This is a genomic window from Halalkalibacter alkalisediminis, from assembly GCF_028610705.1.
Classification (GTDB): Bacteria; Bacillota; Bacilli; order Bacillales; family Bacillaceae_D; genus Halalkalibacter; species Halalkalibacter alkalisediminis.
Genome location: NZ_JAQQWT010000015.1, coordinates 74826 through 97660, shown reverse-complemented (window position 1 = coordinate 97660; position 22835 = coordinate 74826). Strand labels below are relative to the sequence as shown.

19 protein-coding genes are annotated in these 22835 nt (G+C 37.5%); all 19 read left to right on the top strand.

Annotated elements, in window-relative coordinates:
- Nucleotides 1–73 precede the first annotated feature (73 nt).
- The gene (locus PQ474_RS17720; protein ID WP_273846010.1) at nucleotides 74–763 is read left to right on the top strand and encodes an AEC family transporter; all 690 of its coding nucleotides are present in this window, start codon (nucleotides 74–76) and stop codon (nucleotides 761–763) included.
- A 20-nt stretch (nucleotides 764–783) separates the two neighbouring features.
- Nucleotides 784–1782 carry a C-terminal binding protein gene (locus tag PQ474_RS17715; protein WP_273846008.1) on the top strand — a complete coding sequence of 333 codons (999 nt, stop codon included), beginning with the start codon at nucleotides 784–786 and terminating at the stop codon, nucleotides 1780–1782.
- Nucleotides 1783–2110: 328 nt separating this feature from the next.
- Entirely contained in the window at nucleotides 2111–3835 is a 1725-nt protein-coding gene (locus PQ474_RS17710) for an ABC transporter ATP-binding protein (RefSeq protein ID WP_273846007.1), read from the top strand.
- On the top strand, nucleotides 3828–5672 hold the full coding sequence (locus PQ474_RS17705; RefSeq protein WP_273846005.1) for an ABC transporter ATP-binding protein: 1845 nt from the start codon (nucleotides 3828–3830) through the stop codon (nucleotides 5670–5672). Before PQ474_RS17710 ends, PQ474_RS17705 begins: the two co-directional genes overlap by 8 nt.
- A gap of 242 nt (nucleotides 5673–5914) precedes the next feature.
- Complete coding sequence (ggt, locus tag PQ474_RS17700; protein ID WP_273846003.1) at nucleotides 5915–7558, top strand: gamma-glutamyltransferase; 1644 nt, start codon at nucleotides 5915–5917, stop codon at nucleotides 7556–7558.
- Between the two features lie 38 nt (nucleotides 7559–7596).
- Entirely contained in the window at nucleotides 7597–8169 is a 573-nt protein-coding gene (locus PQ474_RS17695) for a chromate transporter (protein ID WP_273846001.1), read from the top strand.
- Nucleotides 8170–8700, top strand: coding sequence for a chromate transporter (locus PQ474_RS17690; protein WP_273846000.1), 531 nt, complete (start codon nucleotides 8170–8172; stop codon nucleotides 8698–8700).
- A gap of 108 nt (nucleotides 8701–8808) precedes the next feature.
- Nucleotides 8809–9120 (top strand): LysM peptidoglycan-binding domain-containing protein, encoded by a 312-nt coding sequence (locus PQ474_RS17685; protein ID WP_273845998.1) that lies wholly within the window; start codon nucleotides 8809–8811, stop codon nucleotides 9118–9120.
- A gap of 249 nt (nucleotides 9121–9369) precedes the next feature.
- Nucleotides 9370–10662: an ATP-binding protein gene (locus tag PQ474_RS17680; protein WP_273845996.1), complete on the top strand. Its 1293-nt coding sequence runs from the start codon at nucleotides 9370–9372 to the stop codon at nucleotides 10660–10662.
- 22 nt (nucleotides 10663–10684) lie between these two features.
- On the top strand, nucleotides 10685–11380 hold the full coding sequence (locus PQ474_RS17675; RefSeq protein WP_273845993.1) for a pseudouridine synthase: 696 nt from the start codon (nucleotides 10685–10687) through the stop codon (nucleotides 11378–11380).
- A gap of 119 nt (nucleotides 11381–11499) precedes the next feature.
- On the top strand, nucleotides 11500–12807 hold the full coding sequence (locus tag PQ474_RS17670) for a polysaccharide biosynthesis protein (protein ID WP_273845990.1): 1308 nt from the start codon (nucleotides 11500–11502) through the stop codon (nucleotides 12805–12807).
- Between the two features lie 308 nt (nucleotides 12808–13115).
- A complete protein-coding gene (gene treP, locus PQ474_RS17665; RefSeq protein ID WP_273845987.1) occupies nucleotides 13116–14549 on the top strand; it encodes a PTS system trehalose-specific EIIBC component in 1434 nt (477 codons plus the stop codon).
- Nucleotides 14550–14703: 154 nt separating this feature from the next.
- On the top strand, nucleotides 14704–16377 hold the full coding sequence (gene treC, locus PQ474_RS17660; RefSeq protein ID WP_273845985.1) for an alpha,alpha-phosphotrehalase: 1674 nt from the start codon (nucleotides 14704–14706) through the stop codon (nucleotides 16375–16377).
- A 30-nt stretch (nucleotides 16378–16407) separates the two neighbouring features.
- A complete protein-coding gene (gene treR / locus PQ474_RS17655) occupies nucleotides 16408–17121 on the top strand; it encodes a trehalose operon repressor (RefSeq protein WP_273845983.1) in 714 nt (237 codons plus the stop codon).
- 74 nt (nucleotides 17122–17195) lie between these two features.
- Nucleotides 17196–17675: a glutathione peroxidase gene (locus PQ474_RS17650; RefSeq protein WP_273845981.1), complete on the top strand. Its 480-nt coding sequence runs from the start codon at nucleotides 17196–17198 to the stop codon at nucleotides 17673–17675.
- A gap of 171 nt (nucleotides 17676–17846) precedes the next feature.
- Complete coding sequence (locus tag PQ474_RS17645; protein WP_273846024.1) at nucleotides 17847–18911, top strand: nitric oxide synthase oxygenase; 1065 nt, start codon at nucleotides 17847–17849, stop codon at nucleotides 18909–18911.
- A gap of 111 nt (nucleotides 18912–19022) precedes the next feature.
- Nucleotides 19023–20915: an ABC-F family ATP-binding cassette domain-containing protein gene (locus tag PQ474_RS17640; RefSeq protein WP_273845979.1), complete on the top strand. Its 1893-nt coding sequence runs from the start codon at nucleotides 19023–19025 to the stop codon at nucleotides 20913–20915.
- Between the two features lie 246 nt (nucleotides 20916–21161).
- Nucleotides 21162–21914 (top strand): DeoR/GlpR family DNA-binding transcription regulator, encoded by a 753-nt coding sequence (locus PQ474_RS17635; protein WP_273845977.1) that lies wholly within the window; start codon nucleotides 21162–21164, stop codon nucleotides 21912–21914.
- A complete protein-coding gene (gene pfkB, locus PQ474_RS17630; RefSeq protein ID WP_273845975.1) occupies nucleotides 21911–22834 on the top strand; it encodes a 1-phosphofructokinase in 924 nt (307 codons plus the stop codon). The genes PQ474_RS17635 and pfkB overlap by 4 nt, the downstream gene beginning before the upstream one ends.
- The last annotated feature ends 1 nt before the right edge of the window (nucleotide 22835 follow it).

Below are 22835 nucleotides of genomic sequence, written 5' to 3'. Positions count from 1 at the left end.
TTTTTATGCACGGATTTAAGTAATTGAACATTTTGAGTATTTTTAATATTGAAATCTCTTTAGTGCAACACTAGTGGCCTTAATTATCATTAATAAAGTGTACGCCAAAATAAAAAACTATTCCCAATCCATTGAAAGTGGAATGATTTTATCTACAGCTTTTATGAACTCTGGGAATTACGGAGCACCAATTATTTTATTTGCCTATGGTGAAATCGGATTCGCCTACTCTGTTTCTTTTCTAGTTCTTCAAGCGATCATTATGAATTTTTTTGGCGTCTATTATGCAGCAAGAGGGAAGGCTGGTATTGGAGTTGCGTTAAAATCGGTATTTGAAATGCCAGCAACATATGCGGTCTTGGTTGCACTGGTCTTAAAAAGCTTAAATTGGGATATACCTAATAATCTATTCCTAACGATTGATATAATCGCAGAAGCTACAGTCCCAACAGTTATGGTCATTTTAGGGATGCAATTAGCACAAATTAAATGGGACAAGTTTAATTGGGGATACATTACATACGGTGTTTTTGTCCGATTAATCATTTCGCCTATCATTGCACTTGCCATTGTCATGATGTTTCCTTTTGATCCGCTTCTTGCAAAAGTACTAATTGTATCAGCCGCTATGCCTTCTGCAGCAACCATTGTCATGTATGCTGTACAATTTAACTCAGAACCAAAACTGGTCTCGAGCATCACATTAATTACAACGTTAGTAAGTATATTTACCATTACATTGTTGTTAGCCATCTTAGGATAATCAGATAAGGAGTGGTTTAAATGAGTAAATTTAAAGTAGTTGTGACGGATTATGAGTATTCAACATTGGCACCAGAGCAGGACGTGTTAAGCGAAGTTGACGGAGTTGAATTCATTGCAGTACAGTGTCAAACAGAAGATGAGGTTATTAAAGCAGCAAAGGATGCAGATGCTCTTATTAATCAATATGCTCCAATTACGAGAAAAGTAATTGAGAACTTACCTAAGTTAAAAATCGTTTCTCGTTATGGTGTCGGAGTCAACACAATTGACATTGATGCGGCGACGGAGAATGACGTTATAGTTGGCAATGTGACGGACTATTGTATGGATGAAGTGTCTGATCATGCTTTTGCTCTTTTGATGGCTTGTGCTAGAAAGGTTGTTTTGTTAAACCGAGAAGTGAAAAGTGGAAGATGGGATTTTAAAGTGAGTGTGCCGATCTACCGTCTTCGTGGAAGCGTTCTTGGTTTAATTGGTCTTGGAAGAATCCCGCAATTGTTAGCTGCGAAGGCTCAAGCGTTTGGCATGAAGGTTGTTGCTTTTGATCCATTTGTTCCAAAACATGTGGCGGAAGGATTACAAGTTGAGTTATTAGAGTTAAATGAGTTATGCGCTCAAGCTGATTTTGTATCTGTTCATGCTCCGTTAATTGAGAGCACAAAAGGTATGATCGGAGAAGAACAATTTAAAGCAATGAAAAAAGAGGCATTTATTATTAACACAGCAAGAGGACCAGTTATTGATGAACAAGCTTTAATTGCTGCTCTTGAGCAAGGAGAAATTGCGGGAGCTGGACTTGACGTTGTTGAGGAAGAGCCTATTCAAGAAGACAATCCATTATTAAAGATGGATAATGTCATTATAAATCCGCATGTTGCCTGGTACTCGGAGGAAGCTCAATTAGAATTAAAAAGAAAAACGGCTCAAAATGTAGCAGATGTTTTAAATGGATTTTATCCAAGTTATCTATTTAACTCGAATGTAAAGGAAACGGTAAAGCTAAAAAACAGGAATTAGGAAGACAGAAATTACGATGTATTTGTGAAATGTACATCCTAACTATTGAAGAAAACTAGTATGAGCTTTATAAAACGGTTGCCGTCATCTAAGATGTAAAAATAAATAAAAGACCTGTAGCTAAGCTAAACGCCCTGTCCGGTTTAGGGGTAGCAGTGCTACAGGTCTTTTTGCTATTTGCTGATATGGAAAATCGTCGTTGACCTCATTACGAGTTATGTCTTTTAGGGAATTAGAATAGTAGAAATATTAAAAATAAGATATGATGAGAGATGACATATTATTCGATTTGCGAAAAATAAAGATTTAGCTTGTTGGGGGAATAAAGATGAAACTCTTCTCATTTTTAAAACCATATAGATTTCCTATTGTGATCGCATTAATCCTTATGTTTGTAGAATTAGTGGTCGAACTGATGCATCCATTTTTTTTAGCTAAAATCATTGATGAAGGAATTATGAAAGAAGATATCAATGTGATTATTTATTGGGGTTCGATAATGGTGGCGATGTCATTACTTGCGTTTATTTCAGGTATCATTAATTCGTTCTATGCAGCTCACGTTAGTCAAAGTACGGGGTTTGATATTCGCTCTGGTTTATATAAAAAGATTCAAATGTTTTCATATGAACAACTTCAATGTTTTCAAACATCTTCATTAATTACCCGAGTGACAAATGATGTGACACAGATTCAAAATACGATCTTTATGAGTTTGCGAATCATGTTAAGAGCACCTTTACTCATAATTGGAGGAACCGTGATGGCATTACTGGTTAATGTCAGACTTGCTCTCATTTTAGTCATTACAATTCCTCTGCTTATCTTTTTTTTAATTTGGATGATGAGAAAAGGAGCAACTCTCTTTAGTAAGGTACAAGAGAAATTAGATGGGGTTAATCATGTAATGCGAGAGAATTTGGTTGCCATGAGGCTTGTGAAAGTGTTTGTTAGGCATGATTTTGAGAAAAAACGTTTTAATCAAAGCAATGAGCAGTTGATGGAGAAAACCGTATCAGCCCTTCGATTAATGGAAGTTGCTATGCCTGTCTTACTCCTACTTATGAATCTAGCTATTATGGCCATTCTTTGGTTTGGGAGTTTTTCGGTGAATACGGGAGGAACACAAATTGGTGAGGTAGTGGCCATTATCAATTATGCGACTAGAATTACATCGGCTTTAACTGTTTTTTCGATGATCATCATTGTTTTTTCACGTGCCCGAGCTTCTGCTGAACGAATTTCAGATGTACTTGAATCAGATTCAGAGGAAGAGGTTGAGCAGAAACCTACCACAACTTTGATAACGGACGGATCGGTGAGTTTTCACCATGTATCATTTCATTATCCGACGATGAATACCTACGCAGTTAAAGATCTAACCTTTCATATACAGGCTGGAGAAACATTAGCCATTTTAGGAGCAACTGGCTCTGGAAAATCTACCTTATTTCAGCTTATTCCAAAGCTATATGAAGCGTCAGAGGGTCAGGTCTACATAGATGGAAAGTCACTGAAAGATTTTTCAACGTTTGAATTGCGCTCTAATATTGGGTATGTTCCACAAGAAGTCTTTTTGTTTTCTGGTACGATCAAGGAAAACATTCAATGGGGAAACGAACATGCCACGATGGATGAAGTTGTGGAAGCTGCAAAGCATGCACAAATACACGATGTTATTAAAAGTTTACCCAACCAATACGATACGAAAATAGGTCAAAAAGGCGTGAATCTTTCAGGTGGTCAAAAGCAACGATTATCGATTGCTAGAGCACTTGTGAGAAAGCCTAAAATCTTATTATTAGATGATAGTACAAGTGCATTAGATGTTAAAACAGAGTCTTTATTTATAAAGGCTTTAGGCGAATATCAATGTACGACTTTGGTCATTACTCAAAAATTAAGTACCGCTAAGCATGCAGATAAAATTATTCTTATGGATGACGGTCGTATTGTTGGAGAGGGGAATCATGAAACTCTTCTGCAAGAATCAAGCCTTTTTCAAGCGATTAATCAATCACAACTAAGAAGGGAGGTTTTGCAAGATGTTTGATCCTTTAACAAAACCGTTTCGTTATAAACGAATCCCTCTTGCTCCTAACAAAAAAGGAAGTCTGTCTCAACCATCCAAAGGAAAAGCTCGCCCGAAAAACTGGGCAAGTACGCTTAGACGAATTTGGAGTTATCTTGCTGTACACAAATGGTATTTATGGCTAGTCATCGGATTGGTTGTTTTAAGTTCCTTTTTAGGTTTGTTAGGTCCCTTTTTAATTGGGATGGCCATAGATGATTTTCTTGAAGAATTTAATATGAATGGTCTTGTACTACTGTTGGTATTCCTTCTTTTTATATATGTTTTTCATTCAACGGCTACTTGGTTACAAAATTATTGGATGATTGGTGTAGCTCAAAAAACTGTATATGAGATGAGGAATCAATTGTTTCATCGACTGCAACGGCTACCGATTTCCTATTTAGATAAAAAGCAACATGGAGAGTTAATGAGTCGCTTGACAAATGATATTGAAAACATCAGTACGACCCTGAATACATCAGTTATTCAAATATTTTCGAGTTTGCTTACGTTTGTTGGTATTATCATTGTCATGCTTTGGTTAAGTCCGCTTTTAACGATTATTACCTTACTTGTTGTGCCTTTGATGGTATTTGGAATGAAATGGATTACTCGTCGGACAGGTGTGTTTTTTAAAGAGCAGCAACGACATCTAGGTGATGTAAATGGATTTATTGAAGAAACAATTTCAGGACAACGAATCGTTAAAGCATTTTCCAAAGAGCAAAAGGTAGTTACTCAATTCCAAGAGAAAAGTGGAAATTTAAAGCAAGCTAGTTTTTGGGCGCAAACATACTCAGGTTTTATTCCTAAGTTGATGAATGTGTTAAATAATATGAGTTTTGCTTTAATTGCCGGTATTGGAGGGATTTTAGCTTTTAATCAATTAATTACAGTCGGTGTTATTGTTATTTTCACGGAATACTCTAGGCAATTCACAAGACCTTTAAATGATCTTGCCAATCAATTTAACACACTCTTATCTGCTATAGCAGGAGCTGAGAGAGTTTTCGATATTCTGGATGAGGAAGAAGAAAAAGATGACCAATTTGCTGAATCTATTCAAACGGTCGAGGGTCATGTTTCCTTTAAGGAAGTTTATTTTTCGTATAACGATCATGATAAAACGATCAAGGATCTTAGCTTTAATGTGAATGCGGGCGATACCGTCGCTTTAGTTGGACCGACTGGAGCGGGTAAAACGACGATTATTCATTTGTTGTCTAGATTTTATAATGCGCAAAGTGGTCAAATTATGATTGATGATCGTGATATAACGAGTATTAAACGAGAAAGTTTACGTGAGAAAACAGGATTTGTCCTTCAAGATTCTTTGCTTTTTCAAGGAACAATTAGAGAAAATATACGTTATGGTAGACTCGATGCCACTGATCAGGAGGTAGAAGAAGCTGCGAAACAAGCAAATGCCTACACGTTTATCAGCAAATTGCCGGAACAATTTGATACGGTTTTAGAACAAGATCATACCGGACTTAGTCAAGGACAGAAACAATTAATTTCTATTGCTAGAGTCATGCTAGCGAACCCTTCCATTCTAGTATTAGATGAAGCTACTAGTAGCATTGATACGATTACAGAGATTAAAATTCAGGAAGCGCTTGAGAGACTTATGAAGGGGAGAACGAGCTTTGTCATTGCGCACCGTCTGAACACGATTAGACGAGCAAACCTCATTTTAGTGTTAAGAGGTGGAAAGCTAGTAGAAAAAGGAACACACCGTGAGTTGGTGGCGAATCAAAGCTATTACTATGAGATGGTCCAACAAACAAATGATAAAGAGGTAGAAGTGTTTTAGGTTCTTGACGAAATTTATAGCAAATAATTACAGGTAAAATGAGTGAGTAACGATAGAAAAATATAAATAGGTCTAAATGAGGTTTAGAGAGATCTAAACTTCTTTTTCATTTGTTAGGAGATGTTATTTACCTTAAGTTAATAAATTAAGTGTTTTATATTTCGTTTAGTTAAAAAAACACTTAATTATATTAACAAATGGTATTATAATGAGGTTATATAGTTACAGAGAGGGTGGTACATATGAAGCAAGCATACCGCGCAACGACGATGGGACCGCATGGCATGATTACATCTCCACACTACTTAGCTTCACAAGCAGGAGTCAATGTCTTACAGAACGGTGGGAATGCTATCGAGGCCGCCATTGCTGCTGCGTCAACGATTGCCGTTGTCTATCCACATATGAATAGCATTGGTGGAGATAACTTTTGGTTGATCTATAATGCGAACACAAAAGAAATGAAAGCTCTGAATAGCAGCGGACGAGCGGGTGAAAATGCAACCATCTCAACCTACAAAAGACAGCAGATGAGTAAAATACCTGCTAGAGGTTTTTTATCAGCTAATACAGTGCCGGGAGCTGTTGCAGGCTGGGATCGGGCCTATCAATATTCCAAAGAGCAACTGAAAGGGACATATCCGTGGAAACGTTTATTACAGTCAGCTATTGATTATGCAAAAAATGGATTTGCTGTAACACCGAGCCAGGAGTATTGGACGAAAGTAAATATAAACGTAAATGATACAGAATTTAGATTTTTACAGCGATTTGAAGAGTTTTCACGTGTTTTTTTGAAAGCTGATGGCTCTCTTTATAACAGAGGAGATTTGATGAAGCAACTGGATTTAGCGCAAACTTTAGAGGCGATTGCGGATGAAGGGAGCGATGTTTTTTATAAAGGTGCCATTGCTCAACAAATTGTAAAAGATTTGCAAGAGAATGGGGGAATCCTTACTTTAGATGATTTTAAATATCACACATCTGACTGGGTCGACCCGATTAGTGTTGATTATAGAGGCTTAACGGCATACAATTTGCCACCCAATACACAAGGTATGGCTTCTTTATCAATCTTAAATATATTAAATAACCTTGACCTCTCCACTATTAAAGAAGGTTCTACTGAATATTATCATTTATTGGTTGAAGCTACGAAACTAGCTTTTGCGGACAGAGATAAGTGGTTAACCGATCCTGAATTCGTAGATATTCCTCTAGGTGACTTACTTTCAAAATCGCATGGCATGAATTTGGCGCAACAAATTAATAAGGATTTCTCGCAGGTTATGAATAAACAGTTAGATCCTAAAGGAGACACGGTCTGGTTCGGTGTAGTCGACAATGATGGCAATGCGGTATCCTTTATTCAAAGCATCTATCATGATTTTGGTTCGGGGATTATTCCGAAAAATACAGGTGTACTCTTACAAAATAGAGGTAGCTTTTTCTCGTTAGATGAAAACCATGTTAATTGTTTAGAACCGAATAAAAGAACATTCCATACTTTAAATCCTGCAATGCTATTAGATGGGAATGCTCTAAGATTGGTATACGGAACGATGGGTGGAGAAGGTCAGCCGCAAACACAAGCCGCGCTCGTAACGAGAATTATTGATTACGAGTTTGATATACAAGCAGCCATCGAGGCACCTAGGTGGTTGTACGGAAGAACATGGGGAGCTGGGTCAAATAATTTAAAAATGGAAGCGCGAATCCCACAAGAGATCGTTCAGTCTTTACAAGATCTTGGGCATGATATTGAAGTTGTTGAGAAATTTACTGATGTCATGGGACACGCTGGAGCAATTCTTGTGGATTCAAGGAGTAATATTAAACTAGCTGGTGCCGACCCTAGGGGAGATGGGGCGGCAATAGGTTATTAAATAATCAGAATGAATGATTTTACAACGGGGGCTTACAATTGAAAACTCATTTAAATTTATTTATTGCTTTTTTTAGATCAGGCATTTTAGGTTTTGGTGGTGGACCATCTGCCATTCCACTTGTGCATAAAGAAGTCGTTACGACGTTTAAATGGATGAATGATGATGAATTTAGTGATGTGCTTGCATTAGGAAATACGCTACCAGGGCCGATCAATACAAAAATGGCTGGTTATATTGGGTATCGTGTGGCTGGGGTAACAGGAATGATTAATGCTGTACTATCCTCAATCGTCCCATCTATTCTAATGATGATTGTATTATTAACGACATTAACAACATTTAAAGATCAGCCATGGGTTGCAGGGATGACGAAAGGAGTTATCCCAATCGTTGTTGTGATGATGGCTGTCTTAACATGGGATTTTTTAAAAAAATCGAATCAAGGATTGGGCTGGAAGATAAGCATATCGATTTTATTAATAAGCTATTTGTTAATTGAATTACTTCATGTCCACCCTGGTATCATTATTGCGGTTCTCCTTTCTTATGCTTTATTAAAGCCAACCAAAAAACAAGAGATGGTTAAAGGGAAAGAAGGTGCAAATTAAATGATTTATTGGGAAATCTTTATTGCATTCTTTATACCAGGAATTTTAGGGTATGGGGGAGGTCCGGCCTCAATTCCTCTAGTAGAATATGAGGTAGTGGCCCGTTATCAATGGATGACAGTAGAAGAATTTAGTGAGGTTTTGGCATTGGGAAATGCTTTACCAGGACCAATTGCAACGAAAATGGCAGGATATATTGGGTATGAGGTAGGAGGCATTCTTGGAGCTATCGTAGGTGTTTTTGCAACCGTGGCGCCTTCTCTTATTTTAATGATTGGGTTACTAGGACTATTATATAAATATAAAGAATCACCAAAAGTAAAGCGAATGACGGCACTCGTTCGTCCGACGATTGCGATTCTTTTGGGGGTCTTAACGTATCGCTTTTTAGAGAGTTCTTATTTTGGTGCCGGCATTTGGCATACGTTATTTTTATTAATCGCTGGATTTGTATTATTGGAGAAATGGAAAGTCCATCCTGCATTTGTCATTATAGGGGGGCTTGGCTATGGAGCTATTTTTTTAAGTTAATATTAAATAGGTTAGAGAGGTGAATGATGCCTCTCTTTTTGTTTTGGTTAAATCGTACATGATTACAGAATGTTAGACATATGCTTGGATAGATGGGAGGGAGTTACAATGGAAGTTTCAGTTCGTTCTGGAGATAGCTTACCGTATTATAGCCAACTTTTTTCACTACCCATGCAAACGTTAATTGACGCGAATCGCTCCATTACTCCTAATCAACTTCATGTAGGGATGAAGGTTAGTATTCCTGGTTATAGGCTAGTTCCTTATAAAATACAAGTAGGAGATTCTCTTTGGCGAATTTCAGAACGTCTTGAGATGCCACTCGATCGCTTAATTCTTATTAATCAAAAAATAAATCCAGCTACTATGCATGTCGGGCATTATATCAATGTACCTAAAGAAGTTGAGGAAAATAAATAATTTATTTTAAGACGGGTTTGGTAGAGGATAGAACACTTGAATTTTATCAAGTGTTATTTTTTTTACGTTAAGTGGAGGATAAAGAAATCTCCAAATCATTAACATTTTTAATTAAGGGATGTATAGAGTGGTGAATCTTTTTTACACAAAGTTTCAAATTTTGCAGGGTGATTAGGAGAGTTTGTCGAATATATGCGTTATAGATAAGAATGTGTCAAGTATCATGGTAAACAGGTGGGGAGCCTTTAAATGATTGCTGAGAAACTCCTATTTCATGTCTTAATCGTATTGATGCCTATCTTAGTGGTAAGTTTTTTTGTCGATGGTCGGAAAGAAAAGCAATCAAAGACAGTACTAATTGTGCTGTTAACGATTGCCTCCATTTTTTGTATGGTGTTTTCCTATGAAGAAAAAGGATTACACTGGGATTTACGGTATGTTTTACTACTGCTTGCATTTTTATACGGCGGACGTAAGGCAGGCTGGATCGTGTGTGGCGTTTTACTTGTGACGAGGACGATCATTGATGAGGATAGTTTACTAATTGGGTATTTAGTTATTTTAGCCGCTTCTATTATCTTTCATTGTGCTTATTATAGCTATCAACTCAAAGTACAAAAATGGGATCGGGTTCGGTTTTCGCTTCGACTTAGTCTGTGGCCTAGTTTGATTATAGTAACTCTAGTTGGTGTCTATTTGGTAGTAACAGGGGATCTCGAAACTGAAATAGGACAATATATAACGTATGTTATTGTCTTTACGAGTACACTTGTTATTGCCACTGGTTTTTCCATTCTCTTACTTGAACAACTGAAGGAAAGAATCCGTATGCAAGAAGAAATGCAGCGAGCTGTTAAAATGAATGCCATTAGTGAACTAGCGGCTTCTATTGCTCACGAGGTAAGAAATCCTTTAACGGTGGTCAAAGGTTTCTTGCAACTTATGGAAAAGGATGAGCAAGGCAAGAAGAAAGAGTACTTTTCCATTGCACTCTCTGAAATGAAACGGGCAGAAGAAATTATTAATGATTATTTGAACTTTGCAAAGCCGCAAATGGTTTCTTCAAAGACTCTTGAGGTCAATCAAGTTTTAAGTGAGATTATTAATATTTTGACACCGTATTCCTTGAAGGAGAATGTAGAGCTAACTTTTGCATCGACAAAGGAATTATTTATAAACGTTGATCGAAACCAGTTTAAACAAGTATTAATTAATCTTATCAAAAATGCCATTGAGGCGACTCCTAAAAATGGTAACGTGCATGTAGATTTAAAGAAGGACCGTACTCTAGTTAAAATCACCATTTCTGATACAGGGGAAGGTATGTCTGCTGAGCAATTAGCAAAAATAGGTACTTTATTTTACTCTACAAAGGAACAAGGCACTGGACTCGGTACCATGGTCTCTTTTCGAATTATAGAGGATATGGGTGGGACGCTCAGATTTGAAAGTAAGTTACAACAAGGAACGTCAGTAACTATAATATTGCCTTTGGTTCAAATCGTACAAAATGAAAAGGCAATAAAGAATAACTGCTCGTAAAGAGTAAAAGGGAATAAAATGAATGAGGATACAGAAATATATAAGTTTAACAGGAGCTTTATCAAGAAGAGAAGTGAATCGCCTGATAGCCCTAGAGCGAGTGACAATTAATGGCGTGGTTGCAGTGAAAAATAGTATGGTGACTGAAGGAAGCTTAGTACGAGTAGACGGACAAGAGCTTAAACATAAAAAAAGAGACATTTACTTATTGTTAAATAAACCGTTAGGGATTACTTGTACGGCACAACCTGCTGTGAAAGGTAACATCATAGACTTTCTTCAATATCCTGAAAGAGTTTTCCCTGTTGGCAGATTAGATAAAGATTCTGAGGGCCTGATATTGCTGACCAATGACGGCGATATTGTAAACAAATTAATGAAAGAAGAAGGAAATCATGAAAAGGAATATGTGGTTACCGTCGATCGCCCTATTCCAGATCATGTGTTGATAAGTCTTGAGCAAGGTGTGGAGATTTTAGGACAACAGACGAAGCGGTGTAGAGTCAAACGTCAATCCTGTGATACATTTACAATTGTGCTTACGCAAGGGTTAAATCGACAAATCCGAAGAATGACAAAAGCCTTTGGATATCATGTGAAAAGATTAGTGCGAATTCGCATATTAGATCTATCTATTCAACAATTGGATGTTGGTCAATGGCGAGAATTAAATGAAAGTGAAATTGTACAATTGAAAAATCAACTTAGATCCAAGTGATAAATAAACTTGGATTTTTTTATTTTGCGGCATGAAATTCATTGTTTTTTTCCTATATGAACCATATTTCTTGAACTTGTCTCATATCATTTAGGGACAGGTAGTAGGGGAGAGAAACGATGAATATTTTTTTAAGAAGTGCATTATTGTTGATTGTTGCTGCTTTCCTAGGGGAATGCATTGAATTTTTGATTAATATGGTACTAGCGCGCGAATTGGGAGAAGAGGGACTCGGTTTATACATGTCCATTTTACCGACGATTATGTTTATCGTTGTGATTGCCAGTTTAGAACTTCCGATTTCCATTTCTAAGTTCGTTGCGGAGAAAGATCCAATATTTCATCGTAGTATGTTATTGCATGCATTACGATTTGCGGCCATTTGTACGATTGTATTTTCACTAATAGCTTTATGGTTCCTCCCGTTAATTCCTGTATTTGATCGATACCACCCGCTTGTACCTTGGTTCTTTCTATTACTCATACCAGTTATTGCTTTTTCCTCTGTGGCAAGAGGGTATTTCATGGGTGCTCAAAGAATGGGGAAAATTGCGGTTGCCAACTTTTTGAGGAGAGCCGGACAACTCTTGTTGCTAATTGCCATTTTTCAAGTTACTTATTTTGAATCAGAGATAGCGATATTAATTGCCTTATGCACACTTATTGCAAGTGAATTTCTTGTTCTTGGTTATTTATTTATCTCCTTTCTCATAGAGATGCATGTGCTGAAAGGAAGACCTAGAGCTCACTTACCTGGAAACAAAGTGCGTAAAAGTTTATTAGAAGTGTCCATTCCGACAACGGGTTTACGGATATTCCATGCGGCAACCTTTGCTGTGAAACCCTTTTTTATTAAAGAAACCTTAGTTCGTGCAGGGATGATTGATACGGTTGCAATGGTGCAATATGGAAAAATGGCGGGAGTCGCCTTTACAATTGGTTTCTTTCCAGCCTTTATTGCACATTCGTTACTCATTGTATTAATCCCAACCGTCTCTGAAGCTTATGCAAAAGGGGATTTAGCACGACTGCGTTCCTTGTTAAGAAAAGTGATGTTAGTTACGGTATGTTATGGAGTTCCTGCTGTTTGTATCTTTTATTTTTGGGCGGAGCCACTAACTGGACTTTTCTTTGAGAATTCACCTGCAGTTCGATATTTGCAATTATTGGTCCCATATTTCCTGTTTCATTTTTTTGTTATCCCAATGCAGGCTTTTTTAATTGGACTCGGTTTAGTAAAAGATGCATTTGTTCATGCTCTCTATGCCACGCTGTTATCGTTTGCAATGATGTATTTCCTAGGTTCAATGCCTAGTTTACAAATGGATGGGATTATTATGGGTATGAACATGAGTGCTGTCTTGCTAACGTTGTTGCACTATGTGACGATATGTAAAAAAATTAAAGTGAATTTATTTTTAAAATAAGATTTTATTAAACTTTCAAAAGCGGTGTTCTTGAGATGAACACCGCTTTTTGTCTTGCTCATAAGGCGTTCTTATTTATAGGGTTAAAAGTATATCTCATCATATTTTAGAGAAAATACCAATGAATGTAAGACTTTTGGGTGTAACGATCAGTGGTAGAGTGCTCAAAAAACGCGCTGTGCAATATTATCGTTGACACCCTTGTATATACAAGTTAAAATAAGGCGAAAGTTAATTTGTATATACAAGTATAATTTAGTGAAACCGCAAACAAAGTTTTGTGTTTGAACAAATAAGGGGGATGTAGGATGAGCAAATATACAGACTCAGCAAAAAAATTGCTTGAGCATGTTGGGGGTAGTGAGAACATTAATGTGGTTACTCATTGTGCCACTAGATTACGGTTTGTATTAAATGATCCGAGTAAGGCAGATGTAAAAAAGGTAGAAGAAATCGACATTGTGAAAGGGACATTTACACAAGCGGGACAGTTTCAAGTAATTGTGGGGAATGAAGTACCAACCTTTTACAATGAATTTACAAAGATCGCTGGTGTCGGGGATACGTCGAAGGATGAAGCTAAAGTAGCAGCCAAACAAAATATGAATGTGCTTCAACGTATGATTGGGCATCTAGCTGATATCTTTACACCTTTAATTCCTGCGTTAGTCGTCGGGGGTCTTATTCTAGGTTTTAGAAATGTGATTGGTGAAATCAATATGATCAATGGTGGTACACAAACATTGGTCGAAGTTTCACAATTTTGGGCAGGGGTCCATGCCTTTCTTTGGTTGATAGGGGAAGCTATATTCCACTTCTTGCCAGTTGGTATTACATGGGCCATTTCAAGAAAAATGGGTACAACTCAAATATTAGGTATTGTTTTGGGTATCACTTTAGTGTCTCCTCAGCTCCTAAATGCCTATGGAGTAGCAGGTACAGACGCCATTCCATATTGGGATTTTGGATTCGCGCAAGTTAACATGATTGGGTATCAGGCGCAGGTTATTCCAGCCATTCTAGCTGGTTTTGTACTAGCGTATCTTGAACTAGGGTTACGTCGAGTAATCCCGAATGTTGTTTCAATGATCTTTGTCCCTTTCTTTGCGTTAATTCCAGCTGTGTTAGTAGCACACGTTGTTCTAGGTCCTATTGGTTGGACGATTGGTTCTTGGGTTTCTAATGTTGTTTATACAGGATTAACCTCAGCTTTTGGTTGGTTATTTGCAGCTTTATTCGGCTTTGCTTATGCACCATTAGTTATTACAGGTCTCCATCACATGACTAATGCCATTGACTTACAGTTGATGAGCGAATTTGGTGGAACGAATTTATGGCCAATGATTGCTTTATCAAACATTGCCCAAGGTTCTGCTGTTGTAGCGATGATTATTTTAAATAGAAAAGATGAAAAAGAGAAGCAAGTTTCTGTACCTGCGGCCATTTCTTGTTACCTGGGTGTCACGGAACCAGCCATGTTTGGGATTAACTTACGCTATGTCTTTCCATTCTTAGCAGCTATGGTTGGATCTTCTTTAGCAGCTATCATTTCAGTAGGTAGTGGAGTAATGGCTAACTCTATTGGTGTTGGTGGTATCCCTGGTATTCTATCTATCCAAGTTCAACATATGCTTGTTTTTGCAATCGCAATGGTAGTAGCCATTATTGTGCCGATTATTTTAACGATGGTACTTGCTAAAACAAAAATGGGTGTGAATGCATACAAGCGTTTAGGTAAGTAAATTAAATGGGATATCGAGTAGCAACCAGCAGTGGTTGCTATTCCCCTTTTGATAAGTAGTTCTTTCTGATTCATATTTAGTGAGCAAAAGAATGTACGCCCCTTGTAGAAGATAAAGAATACATGAAAGAAGTTACATAAAGGATGGTGCAAAGATGAACGAATGGTGGAGAAAGTCAGTGGTGTATCAAATTTATCCGAAAAGTTTCAATGATACAACAGGTAATGGTATTGGTGATTTGCAAGGAATTATTGAAAAGTTAGATTATCTGAAAGAGCTTGGTGTAGATGTACTATGGTTAACTCCTGTTTATGCATCGCCGCAAAAAGATAATGGATATGATATCTCTGATTACTATTCCATTCATGAAGAATATGGAACGATGGAAGATTTTGATCAGTTACTTGAAGAAACGCACCAGCGTGGAATGAAGCTTATTATGGATCTTGTTGTGAATCATACGTCAACTAAACATAAATGGTTTAAGGAGTCACAAAAATCAAAAGAGAATCCATACCGTGATTTTTATATTTGGAAAGACCCGGTAAATGGAGAAGAGCCAACGAATTGGGTTTCGAAGTTTGGAGGGAATGCTTGGAAGTTTGATGAGGAAACGGGACAATATTATTTACACCTATTTGATGTGTCACAAGCTGACTTGAATTGGGAAAATGAAACGTTACGAAAACATGTGTATGATATGATGCATTTTTGGTTTGATAAGGGCATTGATGGCTTCCGTTTAGATGTGATTAATTTAATCTCAAAAGATCAAACTTTTCCAAATGATGACGGTAGTATGGCACCTGGTGATGGACGAAAGTTTTATACGGATGGGCCGCGTGTTCATGAATTTTTACAAGAGATGAACCGCGAAGTGTTATCTAAATACGATAGTATGACTGTTGGGGAAATGTCTTCAACATCCATTGAGCATTGTATCAAATATTCAAACCCAAAAAGCAAAGAATTAAGCATGACGTTTAATTTTCATCATCTTAAAGTCGATTACCCTAATGGAGAAAAATGGGCGATTGCAGATTTTGACTTTTTCGCTTTGAAGAAAATCTTATCGAAATGGCAAGTTGAAATGAACAAAGGTGGAGGTTGGAACGCTTTATTTTGGTGTAACCATGATCAACCAAGGGTGGTCACTCGTTATGGAAATGATACGACGTATCATGAAGAATCCGCTAAAATGTTAGCAACGACGATCCATCTTATGCAAGGAACACCTTATATTTACCAAGGTGAAGAGTTTGGAATGACAGACCCTGCGTTTGAATCGATTGATCACTATCGTGACGTTGAAACACTTAACTATTATCAAATCATGAAGGAAAAGGGTTTGCCTGAAGAAGAGATTATGGAAATCATCAAGCGGAAATCACGTGATAACTCTCGTACACCTGTTCAATGGAATGATTCTCCACATGCCGGTTTTACAACTGGGACACCTTGGATACCGGTAGCTCCAAATTTCAAAGAAATCAATGCGGAAAAAGCAGTTGGAGAGCCAACATCCATTTTTTATCATTACAAAAAATTGATTACTCTACGTAAGGAACTTGATCTAGTTACGACGGGAACTTATCGAATTCTCGCTCAAGATGACCAAAACGTATTTGCTTATGAACGTTCAAGCAACGGTAATAAACTGATCGTGATAAATAATTTTTACAGTAATGAGACGTCTTTTTCTTTACCAGAAGAATGGCATGAGTGCATAGAGAAAAGTAAGTTACTAATATCAAATTATGCTGAAGGAAAAAATCTTGAAAAAACATTGATGCTTCGTCCTTATGAGTCTCTCGTTTACTATAGCTAAACATGATACACTCAAGTTGGGTGATGATCTATGAAAAATAAGTTCCGAGTGATTTATGAGGACTTAACTCAAAAAATACAAAGTGGGCAATTCCAAGCCAATGACTTACTTCCATCAGAAAATGAATTAGCTGAAACATACAAAGCGTCTAGAGAAACGATACGAAAAGCATTAAAGCTTCTTTCTGAACACGGGTATATCCAGAAGATGCAAGGAAAGGGATCTGTTGTACTAGACATATCGAAGATTAACTTTCCTATTTCTGGACTTGTCAGTTTTCGAGAATTAGCCGAGAAAATGGGCAAACGTGAACAGACGGAGGTGGTTTCTCTAGAAAACCATCTAATGGAAAAAGAGATCCAAGAACATTTTCAAATGTGTGGACAAGTAGAGTCATGGAAAGTCATTCGTGTGCGGGAAATAGATAGAGAACGTATTATTTTAGATAAAGACTTCTTGCTAGCTTCGGTCGTTCCAGGCTTAACAAAGGAGATCTGTGAACGTTCTATTTATTCCTATATTGAAAACGAGTTGGGTCTAACAATTAGTTTCGCTAAAAAAGAGATTACAGTTGAAGTGCCTAATGCAGAGGATCAAGAACTGCTGGATTTAGCTGGTTATGATACGATTGTTGTAGTAAGAAGCCATGTCTACTTAGATGATGCTACCATGTTTCAATATACGGAATCGAGGCATCGACCAGACAAATTTCGATTCGTTGATTTCGCTAGACGTCAAAAGTAATTCTATGAGCATACAAATTCGTACTTGATAACGATTCTCTGTATAATGAATCTAAAGTGTGGGAGGCGATTAGAATGAGTGTTCATGATTTTACAGTCTTGAAACCAAATGGCAACGAAGTACAACTCGATTCGTATAAAGGCAAAGTTCTTTTAATTGTTAATACGGCGACTAAATGTGGTTTAGCTCCTCAATTTAATGGCTTGGAAAAATTACACCAAGAGTATCAAGATCAAGGGCTTGTGGTCTTGGGATTTCCGTGTAATCAATTTATGAGCCAAGAACCGGTTAATGATGACCAAATGGAGGAAACATGTAAGCTTAACTTTGGTGTCACATTCCCACTTTTTGCAAGAATTAATGTAAATGGGAAAGATGCTCATCCGCTTTACAAATATTTAAAAAAAGCGAAAAAGGGCATATTGAGTTCAGAAATTAAGTGGAACTTCACTAAATTCCTAGTTGATCAAAATGGTCAAGTAGTGGAACGCTACGGACCAAATGTGGAACCAGCTAAAATAGAAGCTGATATAAAAAAATTAAAAAATTTGTAAGATCCGACATGCCGTTCATGAGAACGGCATGTTTTTTTGACGAATTCATGAACGAGAATGGCACATATACGGTAAACAAAAGAAAGTGAAGTATGATGCAAGTACAGGTGTAAAATGTTGGCTCCAGCCTACAATAGAGAAGAAAGAACATATAGAGATGGGTGAGTAATGATGACGAATGTGCTTGCAGAAGCAAACTATTTTATTAACAGTTGCTACAAGGAACTTGGTTTAAATGAGAAAGCAATAAAGAAACGACTAACCATCATAGAAGAAGAAATTAAGGAAACAGGTACGTATACTCATACATATGAGGAATTAGCCCATGGCGCGAGAATGGCCTGGAGAAATAGCAATCGATGCATTGGCCGTTTGTTTTGGGAATCGATGCATGTGTTAGATGAGAGATTGCTTGAAACAGAAGAAGAAATTGCAAAGGCTCTGTTTTTTCATATGCAGTATGGAACGAATGGAGGAAGAGTTATTCCTACGATCTCTATCTTTAAACCAGGGCACGTAAGAATTTGGAATCATCAATTGGTTCGTTACGCTGGCTATGAACAGAAGGAAGGTGTTCTTGGAGACCCTGACTCTGTTGCTTTGACAAAATGGTGTGAATCGCTTGGGTGGGAGGGTGAAAAGACGGCTTATGATATCCTCCCTCTAGTTATTCAAGTCAATAGTAAAGAACCTAAATGGTTTCCTATACCGGAGCAGTGTGTGGTTGAAGTAAAGGTGACTCACCCAACTATCGTGGAATTTGAGCGACTTAAATTAAAGTGGTATGCAGTTCCATTCATTTCTGATATGAGATTAGAAATTGGAGGTATTGCTTATCAAGCTGCACCTTTTAATGGGTGGTACATGGGAACAGAGATAGGTGCTAGAAACTTAGCTGATCAAAAACGGTACAATGTGTTACCTAAAGTAGCTGATGTCTTAAGGTTAGAAACCAAACGTGACTCTTCTTTGTGGAAGGATCGCGCACTTGTTGAATTAAATATAGCGGTCTTACACTCTTTTAAGGAAGCGGGTGTGAGTATGGTTGATCACCATACAGCAGCCAAACAATTTAAACAATTTGAAGAAAGAGAAGTTGGACAGGGCAGGAGTGTAACAGGAGACTGGACCTGGCTCATCCCACCTGTTTCACCTGCAGCTACACATATCTTTCACACTTCTTTTAATGATACCGTAGTGACACCCAATTATTTTTATCAAGAGCGCTTGTACTAAATATAAACGCTTCTTACTAAAGATGTGAACGTACAACAGGCCAACTAATGCATGAAAGCTAATTTTGCGTTAAGATAGAAGGAAAGCTAATCAAATGAAGGCGGAATAAAAATGAGTATTTTACAGGTTGAAGGGTTAACTAAAACGTTTGGAGAAAAGATATTATTTAATGATCTATCATTTACGATCGGTGACAAAGAGAGAATTGGTTTAATTGGCGTGAACGGTACGGGGAAATCTACATTGCTTAAAATTTTAGCAGGGATAGAATCACCGGACGAAGGGCAACTCATCCATGCAAATGATTTTCAAATAGAATACCTCCCTCAACAACCCGATTTAAATGAAAACTTGACGGTTATTGAACAGATTTATTTTGGCGACTCTGCTGTAATGAGAGCGATGCGAGCATATGAACATAGTCTGTTGTTATTTGAGAAAGACCCAGAAAAAGAAGAATACCAGAAACAATTTATGAAAGCACAACAAAAAATAGATGAGCTTGATGCTTGGGAGGCAAATACTTTAGCTAAAACGGTTCTTTCTAAGCTAGGAATTAAAGATTACCAAGCTTCAATAAAGGAACTATCTGGTGGGCAAAAGAAGCGAGTAGCTATTGCGAAAGCGCTCATCCAACCAGCGGATTTGCTTCTATTAGATGAGCCAACAAATCATCTCGATCACGAAACAATAGAATGGCTAGAAGGCTTTTTGTCTTCTTACAAAGGCTCCATTATCTTGATTACGCATGATCGTTATTTCTTGAACCGTGTGACTAATAATATGTTCGAGCTCGATCAAGGCCGCTTGTTTAAATACCAGGGTAATTATCAGACTTTCCTCGAAAAAAAGGCGGAGCGAGAACTTGAAGAGGCAAACAGAGACCAAAAGCGTGCCAATATCCTAAGAAGAGAATTAGCTTGGTTACAACGTGGGGCTAAAGCAAGAACGACGAAGCAAAAGGCTAGAATCCAACGTGTCGAGGCTTTAAAAGAAGAAGAAGGATTTTCCGGTCGTGGAGAATTTGATTTTGCAATCGGTTCAAAACGCTTAGGAAAACAAGTTCTAGAGTTACAACAGGTTTCTAAAAAGTTCGGCGAACAAACTCTAATCTGGTCCCTAGATTATCTAATAGTAAAAGGGGAGCGATTAGGGATTGTGGGTCCAAATGGTAGTGGGAAAACGACATTATTAAATATGTTGGCTGGGAGAATTACTCCTGATGAGGGTGACATTACAACTGGGGAAACCGTAAAGATCGGGTATTACACTCAGGAGGATGAGGAAATTGATGGAAGTTTACGAGTTATCGATTATATTAAGCAGATAGCAGAAATCGTGTATACCGTCGATGGAACGGTCATTACAGCTGAGCAAATGCTTGAGCGTTTCTTGTTTCCAAGATCAATGCAGTATACGTACATTCACCGCCTATCAGGTGGTGAGCGTCGACGTTTATATTTATTAAGGGTACTGATGTCTGAACCGAATGTACTGTTTTTAGATGAGCCTACCAATGACCTAGACACAGAAACGTTATCGGTACTAGAAGACTATCTTGAACAATTTCCTGGCGTTGTGATTACCGTTTCGCATGACCGCTATTTCTTAGACCGAGTGGTAGATCATCTACTTGTATTCAAAGGAGCCGGTATGGTTTCTCGTTTTCAGGGAAACTATACAGACTATTTAGCTCATGAATCTGAGCAAGAAGCATTCGAACCAGTAAAAGAAAAAAGTGCTGTAGCAGTTTCTAAAAAGGAACCAAGAAAAAAACTTTCATATAAAGATCAACTTGAATGGAATCAAATTGAAGAGAAAATTATGAAACTTGAGGAAAAAATAGAAGGGCTAGAACAAAGCGTAATCGATGCAGGAAGTGATTATGGGAGAATTTCTGAGGTTATGAAAGAAAAAGAAGAAGTGGAATCTCAACTAGAGCAAGCAATGGATCGTTGGACAGAACTTTCGATGTTAATAGAGGAAATAGAGCAAAATAATTAAACATATAAAATGTCGAGGCGTCAAGGTGGAGAATTCCTAAATTGACGCTTCTTTCAGTTTTGGCAAAGGACAAGAGCGAAGTAGCTATTTCTTTGACGAATTAATAGGTAAGGGTGAAAGAGGAAAATCTAAAAAAGTTACCGCTTTCTTTTTTTTTGTGAATATTGATTGAAATTGATTGAAATTGATTGATTATGAGTGTTATTGGTTGTATACTAACCTTGTAGATAAGTTGAGGTGAATAAAATGTTAACAATAGAACGGCATCAGAAAATTCTCGACTTATTAAAAAAACGAACAATCGTTAAGATGAAAGAGCTAGTCGAAGAGTTAGATGCTTCTGAGTCTACGATAAGAAGAGATTTAACCGATCTCGAAGGTGAAAAGAAATTAAAGCGTATTCATGGAGGGGCGACGTTGCTCCAAAAAAAGTTAGATGAACCATCAATCGCTGAAAAAACAGTCAAAAACAGTCATGAGAAAAAGAGAATAGCAGAAGAAGCAGCTACTTTCATTGAGGATGGAGATTGTATTTTTCTTGATGCAGGGACGAGTACAGTAGAAATGATTCCTTTTCTTAAAGGAAAGGACATTGTAGTTGTTACAAATGGATTAACTAATATTGCCCTGTTAGCGGACTTAAATATTACAACACACGTTATTGGAGGATATGTAAAAGCTGGAACGAAGGCTTTTGTTGGACGGAATGCCATCCGTACTCTTGAGACATTTCGATTTGATAAAGCTTTTTTAGGAGTGAATGGGGTAAGTGAATATGACGGATGCACTACTCCAGATCCTGAAGAAGCATTTATAAAAGAACATGCGATAGCAAGATCGAGACAGAGTTATGTGTTATCTGATCACTCTAAGTTTGGCGAAGTATCTTTCTCGAAATTTGCCGATTTAGACGAAATTACTCTGATTACTTCTAACGTAAATGAAGAAATAACAAACAGCTTTAGGACTATAACAAACTTAGAGGTGGTTTCCTTATGATTTACACTGTTACTTTAAATCCAGCACTTGACTATTTTGTTCAATTAGATCAAGTGAATCTTGGAGCCGTTAATCGTTCCGAATCTGATCATAAAGCACCAGGCGGTAAAGGAATTAATGTTTCAAGAGTGCTGAAGCGACTTGGCCATCAAAGTGAGGCGTTAGGATTCATTGGGGGCTTTACCGGTAAGTACGTACAAGAAGTAATTGAAAAAGAAGACATTCATACCAATTTCATTGAGGTGAATGGAGATACAAGAATTAATGTGAAAATCAAGAGTCAAAAAGAGTCTGAGATCAATGGAAGATCACCGGAAATTACGGTTGGTGATCTTGAACAATTAAAAAATCAACTTTCTCTTTTGAAGGAAGGCGATGTTCTCGTACTTGCCGGAAGTGTTCCATCGACGATTCCGGTTGTCATCTATGAAACATTATGCCATGAGGCACGTGAAAGAAAAGCGGAAGTCTATATCGATTCAAGTGGTGAACCGATGAGAAAAGTGTTAGGGGCAAAACCGACGTTTATAAAACCGAATCATCATGAATTAGGCGAGTTGTTTTCTGTTGAAGTAACTAAGCCGAAAGAAGCTGTTCCTTATATTCAGAAGCTTGTAGAACAAGGGATTCAATATGTATTAGTTTCTTTTGCAGGAGACGGGGCGATCTTAGCAACGAAAGATCAGCTATTATTTGCGAATACACCTAAGGGAGTAGTGAAAAATTCAGTTGGAGCTGGTGATTCAGTCGTGGCTGGTTTCGTAGCTGCTCAAAAAGAAAAAATGCCATTGAAAGATGCTTTTAAATTCGCAGTAGCTTCAGGAAGTGCTACAGCATTTTCAACGGCATTTGCAAAAAGAGAACAAGTAATAGCTTTAACAGAAGAAATAACAATCTCTGATTGGGGAAAGGGTGAGTAAT